The sequence below is a fragment of the Bacteroides sp. AM23-12 genome (genome assembly GCF_003434395.1).
In the GTDB taxonomy this organism is placed as follows: domain Bacteria; phylum Bacteroidota; class Bacteroidia; order Bacteroidales; family Bacteroidaceae; genus Bacteroides; species Bacteroides thetaiotaomicron.
In genome coordinates this window covers 255,318-268,218 of the sequence record NZ_QTLF01000002.1, presented here as the reverse complement: position 1 = coordinate 268,218, position 12,901 = coordinate 255,318, and the positions used below count along the sequence as shown (strand labels likewise).

The window sequence follows — 12,901 nt, the reverse complement described above, 5'->3', positions numbered from 1 at the left end:
ATGAAAAGAGTATTTAGTATACTATATATAATATGTTGCTGCACTTTGGAAAGTGTGGATGCGCAATCTGCTGGGATATCTGAAGTCCTGAAAGAATTGCAAATGGAAAATATTTCTGTAGCACAGAAGCAGGATACGATTACGGCAGCATTTGAGACTTCCGTATATAGGGGATCTTATAATGGTATAGGCATTGCAATACGTCGCCTGATCACTCTTCCGGAAGTCTCTACATTGCAGTTGGTCATATTGGATAATGCTTTGCCGCAACTTTGTATCACTTTGCCTGCGAAGCTGATTGAGGATTATCAATCGGGAAAATGTGATTTGGATGGAGTTTACCGTAATATGCAGATGACTACTTCCACCAAAACTGCAATGGAGGCCTTAAAAGGAACCAAACGAGAGTCTACTACTTTTGGGAAAGTGGACGTAGTGGTTTATCCGGGGGTAATGTTAGTTAATAATGTTACTTACAAATTATATAAAGCAGCTTTTGAATTGCAACCGGCTGTAGAAATGCAACTTTGGAAAGGTGCTTCATTGAGGCTGCAGGTTTGCTTACCTATCGTCAATAATGAGCCGGGCAAATGGGATTGCATCCGACCGGGGTATTTGACATTGCGCCAGGAATTTCGTCTGGATAATCATTGGAAGGGATACCTGACTGGTGGAAATTTCTCGGATGATCGTCAGGGACTCGCAGCCGGTATTGGTTATTTTTCTTCTGACGGCCGTTGGACAGTAGAAGGAGAAGGTGGTATAACCGGTTCGTCTCATTTATATGGCAACGACTGGGGAATGAGTAAATGGAAAAGAGTGAATGGACAGCTTAGCGTAGGTTATTTCATTCCACAAGTGAATACTCAATTGAAAGTTAGCGGCGGACGTTTTATATATGGAGATTATGGGGTATGCGGAATTCTTTCACGTTACTTCGGTGAATATATCGTGGGACTTTATGGCATGTATACAGATGGAGAAACAAATGCCGGATTTCATTTTTCGATTCCATTGCCGGGTAAGAAGCGTAGTCGTCACGCGGTACGTGTGATGCTTCCGGATTATTTCGCTTTTCAATATGACATGCGTAGTGGGAATGAATTTGCTCGCCGTGCTTTGGGGGTAAGCTATAGAACCGAAATCTGCTGAAAACAGCCGTTTCTGGCAGCCGGATTATATCCGTTATTATTTGATTCGTACCAATGAAAAGACAAAACTTAAATAAGAGTTGATATTAGTAATTTAAACAAAAATTGAACAATTATGAGAAATTTAAAATGGTTGTATGCATGCTCTTTGGCGATAGCCTTCGGTGTGTTGTCTTTTGTAACAGTTTCCTGTCATGATGATGACGATGAACCAAAGCAAGAACCGGGTGAAGTGATTGAAACTCCCGCTCCGGTTGTTGAGTATTACATTATGGGTACTGTGACGGATGCCGGGAAAGGTGTGTCTGGTGTTGATGTAAAAATTGGTACTGAGACAATTAAGACTGACAAAGATGGTAAGTTCTCTGTAACAGAGAAGAATGTAGGTAAGTATTCTGTAGAAGTTGCTCCTAAAGGTTATCTTGCTCAAAGTACTTCTGTAGAAATTGCTGCTAATGCGGAAAATCGTAGTGTGGTGACTGTTGCTGTGGCTTTGACTAAGCAAAGTGAACCGGAAAATGTGAAGAAAGGTGAGGATGCTACAGTAAAAGATAATAGTGACTCTAATAAAGACATTCCGGACCCAACTACAACTCCGGCAGATGAAGTTGTTGAGGATCTTCCTATTACAACAGTAGAAGTAACTATTCCTGCTGATGCGCTTCCTGAAAGTGGAACGGGTATCAATGAAGACGGTTCAGCTGATATTAGTGTAACTACTTATGTTCCAGCTCCCGAAGAAGTAACAACGGATGTAAAACCTACAGAAGAGAATAAAGATGTAGAAAAGACTATTCCTTTGGCAGCTGCTCATTTTGAACCGACAGGTTTGGAATTTGTAAATCCGGTCACTATTTCTATACCTAATCCTATTCCTGATGTAACTTTTGCTGAATCGGATATGCAGCTTACTTATCTGAATACCGAAACAGGAAAATGGGAGGTACAAACAAGTAAGGTAAACTTGAAAGGTGGTAGCTATCAGGCAGATATCAAGCACTTCTCATCTTATGCTGTAGAAAATAAAGTAACTAGTAAGGTTAGTTCTGAAACAGTTGTAAAGAGTGAAGTTTTGGGACAGGCAAGCCGTGATAACAGCGAAAATCCTAAAGCTGTAACTGGCATTGCATTGACTTATAAAGAGAAATCCGGTTGGGAATGTAAAGATGCAGATATCACCAATGCTGTAAAGAGCAAATTGTCGGGTGCTAGTGATGCAACAATTAATGCTATGGTAGCTTTCTTCAAAACTCGTTTGTATTCGTTGATGGGTTCAGCATCAGGTGTGAAAACAACAGAACGTACTTATAATACTGTAAACGTGAATGGTTATACGACAATGAACTATACTTGTTATGCTAAGACTCGTACTACTACATTGTCTACTAAGGTGCTGTATAAAGGAAGTCCTGTTACAATTTCAGTAATTGCAACACGCTATACCGGAACTGATCATCAGTATAAGACAGTGACTACTAATCCTACTCATAGTGGTGGTAAGGGTGGAAGTAACTAATAAATAATTAAGATCATAAAAATAACCCTTTTTTAATAAAACCCTTTTTTATAAACCCTGTTGGGCAATAATCATATGGGATATGAGGAGGAAGAGGTCACTGTGAAGTGGTTTCTTCCTTTTCGTTTATGAGATATATGGATGTTTGTTGAATGTTCATTTTAGACAGAATTCTACTAATATAAGTTAATGTTTATAATTATGATTTGTATCCTGTAAATAAAGCCTATCTTTATCACCCAATACAACATAGGACAAATAAAATGTCATGAGCATAATTATTAAGAACCTTAATAAGATCTATCCAAACGGAAATCATGCCTTGAAAGATGTCAATCTGGAAATACCTGCAGGGATGTTTGGCTTATTAGGACCCAATGGCGCCGGCAAATCTACTTTAATGCGTATTCTTGTAGCCCTTATGGAACCAACTTCCGGGCAAGTAGAAATTTGCGGTTATGATTTGATGAAACAGCGGAAAGAAATACGCGGTATTCTGGGGTATCTTCCTCAGGACTTTCGTTTTTTTGCCAAATACAAAACGTATGAGTTTCTTGATTACGCGGCGCGTCTGTCCGGTATGACCCATAGCAGGCAGAGAAAACAGGCTGTGGATGAAATGCTCGAAAACGTAGGGTTGTTCGATGTTCGCGAACGATATGCCAATAAATTATCGGGAGGTATGAAGCGGCGGTTAGGAATTGCACAAGCGCTGATACATCATCCTAAGGTAATCATTGTTGATGAACCTACTACCGGACTTGACCCGGAAGAACGTATCCGTTTCCGTAACCTTCTTTCGGAGGTCAGCGAGAATGATGTGACTATTATTTTGTCTACTCACATTGTCGGTGATATTTCCAGTACTTGTAATAATATGGCGTTAATGAACCGGGGACAAGTTTCCTTCAACGGTTCTCCGCAAGATATGCTGAAATTAGCCGAGGGTAAAGTGTGGAGAATCAGGGCTGCGGGAGATCAGTTGCATGAGATCGATAAAAAATATCCGGTAATCTCCACGATTCCATCGGGGACAATCTGGGAAGTACAGGTGGTTGCCGATAAAGTAGAAGGATACGAAGCGGAACCATTTCCCCCTAATCTGGAACACGCCTATGTATATTATATGGAGAATCAATTAAACCTTTGGACAAACGACTAAACACGATATGCTGATATGACCTTTATATCTAATATACAATCGGTAGCAAAATATGAAAGTAAATTATTAATCAGAAGCTGGTTCTTCAGAGTATTCACGGTACTCGCTGTAACTATCATTACTTTTTTCAATTTCCAGTTGTTCGTATCGGAAGATAGCGGAGGCTTCTGGATTGCTACAGCCATTCCATCGAACATTCCTTATCTAATTTTACTGTTGCTAAATACAGGGCAGGCTGTTATTGCTATCTTTCTGGCATCCGACTTCCTGAAAAGAGATAAAAAGCTGGATACATCAGAAGTCTTTTATGTCCGTCCATTAAGCAATGCTGAATACGTCATCGGTAAGATTTGGGGAAATCTGCGCGTCTTTTTGTTGCTGAATCTCATTATTATGGCTATTACGGCTGCATTCAACCTGACATTGGGAGAAGTGGACTGGATGGCTTACTTGCTTTATTTTCTGTTGATCAGTGTCCCTACGCTGATTTTCATCATCGGCCTGGCTATCTTTCTGATGCTGGTATTGAAAAATCAGGCACTGACATTCGTTTTATTGTTAGGATATATCGGACTTACCGTTTTCTATATTGAAGATAAGCTTTATTATCTTTTCGATTATATGGCTTATAGTCTTCCTTTGGTGAAGTCCAGCATTGTCGGTTTTTCCAACTGGGAGGTGATTTTAAATCATCGTGGCATCTATTTTCTTGCCGGACTGGCGTTTGTCTTTTTCACGATTTCCCTGTTCAGGCGTCTGCCGAATTCATCACACAGTAATTATCCGTGGCTGGTTATTTCTTTTTGTACTCTCATGTTAGCTTTCGTATGCGGTTATTGGCATATACATTCGATTTTATATCAAAGTGATATACGCGCTACCTATACGAAGATCAACAACCAATATGTTTCTACTCCGAAGATGTTCATTCATGAATATGATCTTTCTGTAGAGCAGCATCCTGAAGATTTTCTGTCGGAAGTAACTGTGAAAGGAGTGGCATTGGACTCATCTGCCGTATTCACCTTCTGTTTGAATCCGGGATTAACCATTCATTCCGTTCATTCGGCCGGACAGCAACTCAAGTTTAAACGTGACAAGCAAATAGTATTGGTGGATTTCGGCACGAAGCATGCCAAAGGCGATACAATCTCTGCAACATTCAGGTATGACGGACAGATAGATAACTCATTCTGTTATTTGGATATCCCTCCCGAAGTGCTGCAAGCTTCCAATAAAAAGTTTCTGTTCAACATAGACAAGCAGTATAGTTTTCAGACGAAAAATTATCTGATGCTTACCCCTGAAACTTATTGGTATCCCCGTGCAGGAACAAGCTATAGTGATAAAAATCCTGACTGGCAGCAAACTTATTTCAGTAATTATCGCTTGAAGGTCAAGCCTCTACCGGGGTTAGTTCCTCTTTCTCAAGGGGAAGGAAAGTGTGATGAAGAAGGAGTGTATTCGTTCAAAGGTGATTTTCCGTCTCAGACACTATCGTTGGTCATAGGTGACTATCAGCAAAAAAGTGCTTATGCGGACAGCATTCTTTATAGCGTTTGGCATTTAAGGGACCATGACTATTTTACTGCTTCGTTTGATTCTATTCACGATACCATTCCCTGGCTGATACGTAATGTGAAAGAGCAACTGGCACGGCAATATAAACTGGATTATCCTTTTAAGCGATTTTCTATTGTAGAAGTTCCTGTGCAATTTGCCAGCTATGAACGTGCCTGGTCGCAAGCGCAGGAGACAGTACAACCTGAAATGGTATTGTTCCCCGAAAAAGGAGCTATATTCTGGGAACTGGATGTGAAGAGGCAGGTGAAGAATCATATCCGGTGGTCGGGAAATAATGAAATCAGTCTGCAGGAAGCCCAGATGCGGACTTTTAGTAACTTTGTCTGGATGTTTTTGCAGACAGAAGGCGATTATAACTTTTCGTCGGGTAGTAGAGGACGGGGAAATCTTTCGTCTACGGCAAATCCTTATTTCCTTTTCCCGCAGATTTATAATTTCCGTTACAATATTTACTCTTCGGAATGGCCTGTTGCCAATCGGGCTATTGAGCTATATCTGCAAAAGAAGTCGGAAAATGAAGGATGGGAACGTCAGATAAATGGGCTTAGTAACAATGAAAAGGCCAACCTGCTGCTGGAAAAGCATACTTTCAAGGAGTTGCTGGCTGATGTGGAACAGCGTAATCTGCAAAATAATATCGTAGGACTGGAGGCAAGCCGTCTTTTTGCCCGGTCAGAAATAAACATGGGCGTAGATGCTTTCCGGGATTCACTATATGCGATGTTGAAGCGTAATACATTTCTGAACATAAAGTTCGAAAATATGCTGGATACTCTGGGAGAAATGAGCCGGACGGATCTTTATTCATATTTGAAAGAATGGGAACAGTTGACGCCTCTTCCTTTTTATTCGATCGGAGAGCCCGAACTGACCAAAGTTGTCAATAAAGGAGGAGAAGAATTCTTTGTCTTGAAAGTACTGGTGAGCAATAACTCGGATTATGACGGAATCATTCAGATGAACGTTCTTCAAAATGGCTGGTGGTATCAACCGATGGAAGATCCTAGAGCCAGAAAAAAGGTAGAGATAGCTGCCCATACAAGCAAAGAATTTGTTTCTGTCTGGGAAGAACAGATACGTGATGTGGAAATCAATACGATGGTTTCCGGCAATCTTCCTTATATGATACGGCAATCCATTGGTAATGTAAAACAAGAACGGAATAAAATAGTCAAGGACACTATCTATACCTTGCCGGAATCATCCTTAGAAATGCCGGGAGAGGTTATTGTGGATAATGAAGATTCCACTCTCTTTGTACTTTCTACCCCTGCTGTCGTAGGACTTCTGCCTAAATGGCTGGATAAAGTGGAGGATACTTCCTTTAAATATTCGGGCATATCCTGGTGGCGTGCGCCTTTACAATGGACAGCTACCACCAATGCTAAATACTATGGCAAATATATCCGTTCGGCCTATGTGATTAAGAGTGGAGACGGCAGTCAGACGGCTACATGGAAAATTCCTGTGCCGGAAGCCGGTCAATATGAGCTTTATTATCATGTATTCAAGGATGATGAACTGCGATGGAATGATCGCCTTCAGGGTGAATATCATTTCAGGGTGGCATACGACAGTGAGATGGAAGATGCCTATATCAATCTGAGAAAAGCCAATGAGGGTTGGGAACAACTCGGTACTTACTATTTTAGTGCCGATACGGTTCGTGTCGTGCTGACGGATGAATGTAAGCTGCGCTCTGTGACAGCCGACGCAGTGAAAATAGTGAAACGATAATTATTAAAACAGCAAACTATATGCAAAGTGACTTACTACTATTAAAAAGAATGCTGCTGACAATCGTAACTTTTACGGGAATTGCCCTGACATCACAAGGACAAATTCCTTTAACGATTGACAAGGCAATGGAGATTGCGCAGGAGAACAGTCCTTCTCTTCGCCGTTCCTACATGAATTTGGAGAGATATAAGCAGAATCTGCTGGCGCAGAAGGCTTCATTAAAGTCTCGATTTTCATTAAATCTGAACCCGGTGGACTATAACAAGAACAGGCGTTTCGATAATCGTCTGTCACAATGGTACACGAATGAAACATTCAATACCAGCGGGACCTTTCAGGTCGATCAGCCCATTCTATGGACAGACGGTACTATTTCTTTAATCAACCGTTTCGGCTGGCAGGACAACAGTTCCATTATAGAAGGCGATAAAACTAGTAACCGGGCATTCAGCAATGACCTCTATCTGCAATTGACTCAGCCTATTTTTACATACAACAAGCGTAAAATGGAACTGAAGCAAATAGAATATGATTATGAAAATGCCAATATCAGTTATGCTTTGCAGCAACTGAATACGGAGAAAAGTATAACCGATCAGTTCTATTCTGTCTATATGGCACAGAGTAATCTGGAAATCAGTCGTGAAGAACTGGTTAATGCCCAGCAAAGTTATGATATTATCAAGAATAAGGTAGAAGCGGATTTAGCAGCGAAGGACGAACTCTTTCAAGCGGAACTGAATCTGGCTACGGCACGTTCGTCTGTAGACGAAAGTCAGGTGAATCTGGAGAATGCGAAGGACAAACTCAAACAGACTCTCGGAATGAGGCTGGATGAAGATATTCTTGTATTTGCGGAAGTGGAGATTAAACCGATTCAGGTAAATCTGGACCAGGCCATATCGCATGGATTGGGTTCGCGTCTGGAACTTCGTCAGCGTGAAATAGAGAGCAAGGAACTTGAGTTCGATATGATTAAGACAAAAGCGCTGAACGAGTTTAAAGGAGATGTATCCATCTCTTTCGGATTGATAGGAGATAATAGCCACCTGAATAAAGTTTATAATAATCCGACACAGAATCCGAGGGTTTCCATCAGCTTTGCTGTCCCTATTTTCGACTGGGGTGAAAAGAAAGCAAGGATTAAAGCACAAAAGATGGCTCAACGGATTAATGAACTTGAGTTTCAAGAGGATAAAGTGGATATCGAGCTGAATATTCGTCAGGTATGGCGTAACCTCGAAAACCTCCGGACTCAGATTAAGATCGCCGAGCAAAATGTACAGAATGCACAGTTGACCTATGATCTGAATCAGACTCGTTATCGGGAAGGTGACATAACCGGTATGGAAATGAGCCAGTTCCAGACTCAGCTTTCGAATAAGAAGATTACTTATACGCAGGCGTTGATTAATTACAGAATAGAATTACTTAATCTTAAAATCCTTTCATTGTATGATTTCGACAAGAATATCCCTCTTGTTCCTATGAAAGACATTATTGATAAAAAATAAGCAGACCATGAAACAGTATCAAATTTTTATTGCATCTTCTTTGTTAACAACCCTATTGTTAACCGGCTGTGGCAACAAACCACAAAACGCACCCAATAATATTGCAACTCCGGTATCTGTCGTGGAGCTGAAGAAAGGTTCTATCAGTAAATTAATAAATACAACAGGAACAGTGCAGCCGACTTACGGTGCATCTCAGAATGCGGAAATGAGCGGATTTTATAAACTTCAGACTAATCCGAGAACCGGAAAACCTTTCAAAATGGGAGACAGGGTAAGTAAGGGGGAACTGATAATCCGTCTGGAAGACAAGGAGTATGAAAACGGAATCGCTATTGACGCTAAAAAACTAAGTCTTGAAATTGCCGAACAGGAACAGTCAAAGCAGAAAGCTCTCTATGAAAAAGGAGGGGTGACGATGAGTGAAATGCGGAATACGGAAGTAAAAGTAACGAATGCCCGTTACGATTATGAAAACGCAAAACTCAATCTGGAGAAGATGAAAGTGAAAGCTCCGTTTGATGGTGTGATTGTTGATTTGCCTCACTATACGGCCGATACAAGAGTGGAGCAGGGAAAGGCTATGGTGAGTCTGATGGCTTATGATAAAATGTATATGGATATCAATCTGCCGGAAAGCAGCATTCGTTATGTCAAGGAAGCGCAACCGGTATATATTACTCATTATACCATCCCCGGAGATACTTTAAAAGCGAGAGTCGGTGAGCTGTCTCCTGCAATCAGTACAGAGACACGTACTTTTAAAGGAAAGATTCTGATTGATAATGACCAGTTGAAGTTGCGTCCGGGTATGTTCGCCAAAGCAGATATTATCGTTGACAGAGCTGATAGTTCTATCATTATACCTAAAGACGTAATCCTGTCCAATCGTCGCCGGAAATACGTATATATCGTCGAAAAGAATACGGCAAAGATACGCAATCTGCAAACAGGTCTGGAGGATGAATATAATATCGAAATTCTATCCGGACTTAATGTAAATGACAATTTGGTAGTGAAGGGTTTTGAAACACTGAAAGAAGACGCCAAAGTCAAAATCCAAAAGTAAATCATGGATGCGATATATGAACGCATCTTTTGAAAATAGGAAATACTTATGAAGAATATAATCAAATTTGCAGTAGGCAATCCGGTTACGATTTGTATGGTAGTATTTGCCCTCTTATTGTTGGGAAAAGTATCATACGATCAGTTGAGTGTGGATTTATTGCCCGATCTGAATAATCCCCGCCTGTTTATTGAATTAAAGGCGGGTGAACGTCCTCCCGAGGAGATCGAAAAGCAATTCGTTAAAAATATGGAGTCTATGGCGATCCGGCAGAGTGATGTTACTCAGGTCTCTTCCGTGATTAAAGCCGGGACAGCACGAATTACTGTAGAATATACCTGGACAAAGGATATGGATGAGGCTTTTCTAGATTTGCAGAAAGCCATGAATCCGTTTGCCCAGAACAAGGATATCACTGAACTGAAGATTACGCAACACGATGCGAACTTGTCTCCGGTAGTTTTGGTGGGAATGTCTCATCAGAGTATTACAGATATGGCGGAATTGAGGAAGATTGCCGAAAGCTATATCCGCAATGAGTTGATTCGTCTGGAAGGCGTGGCTGAAGTGACGCTTTCGGGAGAAGAAGTCAGTACTCTTACCATTCAGACTGATCCTTATAAACTGGATGCTTTTCAACTGAAAATAGAAGATATCGCTTCGCGCATCGAATCGAATAATCAGAGCATATCCGGTGGACGGGTCAGTGAACTGGGATTACAATATCTGGTGAAAAGTTCGAGCTTGTTTGCTTCGGAAGATGATTTTGAGAATCTGATTGTCGGATACAAAGCGATACAACAAGAGGAATCGTCCGGAAACAATACTTCGGGAACAGCGACTGCCAACAGTAATAAAGCTCCTGTCTTTTTGAAGGAAGTGGCGACTGTACAATTTTTGAACGCTCGTCCGGAAAATATTGTACGGATTAACGGGAAGCGCAGTATCGGGCTGTCTATTTATAAGGAGATGCGCTTTAATACTGTAAAAGTGGTGGATGAGGTAACCCGCCAATTGGCAGTGATAGAGAATGCATTGCCCGGTTATCATTTTCAGGTGATTTCCAATCAGGGTACTTTTATAAAAAGTGCGATAGGAGAAGTGAAGAGCAGTGCTGTTCTGGGTGTTATTCTCGCTATTGTAGTCTTGTTTGTATTCCTTCGCCGGATGGGGACAACACTGATTGTCAGTCTTGCTATTCCCATCTCGATTGTGGCTACTTTCAATCTGATGTTCTTCAACGGACTGTCACTGAATATTATGACATTGGGAGGACTGGCGCTCGGGGCGGGTATGCTCGTCGATAATGCCATTGTCGTCATAGAAAGTATCTTCCGAAATCAGGAGAAAGGATTGAGTATCAAAGAGGCTGCTATTAACGGGACGGCAGAAGTTGCCAATGCGGTAATAGCTTCTACTCTGACGACTATTGTCGTCTTCCTGCCGATTGTTTATCTTCACGGAGCTTCGGGCGAACTGTTTAAAGATCAGGCATGGACGGTTACTTTCTCACTGGTTTCTTCTTTGTTTGTGGCTATCCTGGTGATTCCGATGTTATATATCCAGCTTTCCGGCAAGAAGGTTAAGCTGGAAGAAGTGAAGTCCATTCGTATTGCAGGATATAGCAGAGTGCTTCGCAAGCTGATTCAGCGACGTTGGCTGGTGATCGGTATGGCAGTGTTACTCCTTATCGTGACTGGATTGCTGACTCCGTTTATCGGAACTGAGTTTATGCCCCGTGCGGAAAGCAAGACGTTTACGGCTGTAATCAAAATGCCCGAAGGTACACAGATGGAACGCACTTCCGCTGCTGTAGGTAATCTGGAAGAATTGTTATATGCTATCGTTGGCGGTGATTCTTTATGTACGGTATACAGTCATATCGGAGAGGGGAGCGGTTCGGAAAATGCGATATTTGAAGGAGAAAATACAGCAATGATGAAAGTGATCCTTTCACCGGAATGTACACTTTCACCGGAAAAGGTGATTGCGTCTTTCGTGGAATCGGCCAAGAATCCTGACGGACTGGAACTGACGATTCAGCAGGATGAGAATTCTCTGAGTTCACTGTTAGGAAGCGAAGGGGCTCCTATTGTTGTGGAGGTCAAAGGAGAGGAGTTGGATGAGATTGCTCAGTTGACTGAAGAGGTGAAGGAACGGATGATTGGCGTAAATGGAATCTATGATGTTATTACCTCCGTGGAAGACGGTGCTCCGGAAGTTGTGATCTCGATTGATCGTACAATAGCCGGTATCAATAATTTGAGTGTGGCTATGGTAATCGAACAATTGAAGCAGCAACTAAGCGGTAAGGAAGTCGGTAAGATGGAATATCGCGGTGAGATGCGTGATATCGTCATAAAGGTGCCGGATATCCCGTTGAGTTCTCTTGGTGCTCTTGTCATCAAAAGTGGAACACAGGAATTTGTATTACAAGAGATTGTTACCATTACTCACGGACAAGCGCCCAAGGAGATTCTGCGCCGCAATCAAAGCCGTATCGGTAAGGTGATGGCTAATATGGATGCGAGTAAATCACTGGATAAAGTAGCAGCCGAAGTGCGTGAAACGGTGAAAGGTATTGAATTGCCTGCTAACTACAGTATTACAGTGACAGGAGAGGAAGAAAAACGGCAAGAATCAATGAACAGTCTGTTGTTTGCTCTGATGCTTTCTGTTGTACTTGTCTATATGGTGATGGCTTCCCAGTTTGAATCCTTGCTGCATCCGTTTACGATCTTGCTGACTATTCCTCTGGCTGTAGTAGGTGCTATCTTACTTTTCTTCATTACCGGAACCACTATCAATATGATGGGAGTTATCGGTATTGTCATGCTGGGAGGTATTGCCGTCAATAACTCTATCATTCTGGTAGACCGTATCAATCAGCTTAGTCAGGCGGGAATGGAGTTGACTGATGCCATTGTAGAAGCAGGGCAACAGCGTATCCGTCCGATCATCATGACTACTTTGACTACGATTCTGGCCATGCTTCCGATGACATTCAGTTTTGGTGAAGGTGCATCTTTACGTTCACCGATGGCTATAGCTGTGATCGGAGGATTGATAACTTCTACTCTGATGAGTTTGATGGTTATTCCTTGTGTCTATTATGTCTTGGAGAATATCAAAAGACGTATAAATCGCCGAACTAAAAACAGCTGA

6 protein-coding genes and 1 pseudogene are annotated in these 12,901 nt (G+C 41.7%); all 7 read left to right on the top strand.

The genetic code is table 11. From position 1 onward, the window contains the following. Positions 1–1,228 (top strand): annotated as a pseudogene (locus DW640_RS03275) (hypothetical protein). A 38-nt stretch (positions 1,229–1,266) separates the two neighbouring features. Beyond that, positions 1,267–2,667: a carboxypeptidase-like regulatory domain-containing protein gene (locus DW640_RS03270; protein WP_048698999.1), complete on the top strand. Its 1,401-nt coding sequence runs from the start codon at positions 1,267–1,269 to the stop codon at positions 2,665–2,667. A gap of 268 nt (positions 2,668–2,935) precedes the next feature. After that, positions 2,936–3,829: an ABC transporter ATP-binding protein gene (locus DW640_RS03265; protein WP_008760592.1), complete on the top strand. Its 894-nt coding sequence runs from the start codon at positions 2,936–2,938 to the stop codon at positions 3,827–3,829. A 15-nt stretch (positions 3,830–3,844) separates the two neighbouring features. Continuing rightward, the gene (locus DW640_RS03260; RefSeq protein ID WP_117577335.1) at positions 3,845–7,150 is read left to right on the top strand and encodes a xanthan lyase; all 3,306 of its coding nucleotides are present in this window, start codon (positions 3,845–3,847) and stop codon (positions 7,148–7,150) included. Positions 7,151–7,170: 20 nt separating this feature from the next. Beyond that, complete coding sequence (locus tag DW640_RS03255) at positions 7,171–8,667, top strand: TolC family protein (RefSeq protein ID WP_008760594.1); 1,497 nt, start codon at positions 7,171–7,173, stop codon at positions 8,665–8,667. Positions 8,668–8,674: 7 nt separating this feature from the next. Beyond that, positions 8,675–9,736 carry an efflux RND transporter periplasmic adaptor subunit gene (locus DW640_RS03250; RefSeq protein WP_008760595.1) on the top strand — a complete coding sequence of 354 codons (1,062 nt, stop codon included), beginning with the start codon at positions 8,675–8,677 and terminating at the stop codon, positions 9,734–9,736. 48 nt (positions 9,737–9,784) lie between these two features. Further along, entirely contained in the window at positions 9,785–12,901 is a 3,117-nt protein-coding gene (locus DW640_RS03245; RefSeq protein ID WP_117577334.1) for an efflux RND transporter permease subunit, read from the top strand.

What these genes read in the sequence shown, in the direction of transcription:
- DW640_RS03270 (WP_048698999.1), top strand. Translation starts at nt 1,267, where the DNA reads ATGAGAAATTTAAAATGGTTGTATGCATGCTCTTTGGCGATAGCCTTC.
- DW640_RS03265 (WP_008760592.1), top strand. Translation starts at nt 2,936, where the DNA reads ATGAGCATAATTATTAAGAACCTTAATAAGATCTATCCAAACGGAAAT.
- DW640_RS03260 (WP_117577335.1), top strand. Translation starts at nt 3,845, where the DNA reads ATGACCTTTATATCTAATATACAATCGGTAGCAAAATATGAAAGTAAA.
- DW640_RS03255 (WP_008760594.1), top strand. Translation starts at nt 7,171, where the DNA reads ATGCAAAGTGACTTACTACTATTAAAAAGAATGCTGCTGACAATCGTA.
- DW640_RS03250 (WP_008760595.1), top strand. Translation starts at nt 8,675, where the DNA reads ATGAAACAGTATCAAATTTTTATTGCATCTTCTTTGTTAACAACCCTA.
- DW640_RS03245 (WP_117577334.1), top strand. Translation starts at nt 9,785, where the DNA reads ATGAAGAATATAATCAAATTTGCAGTAGGCAATCCGGTTACGATTTGT.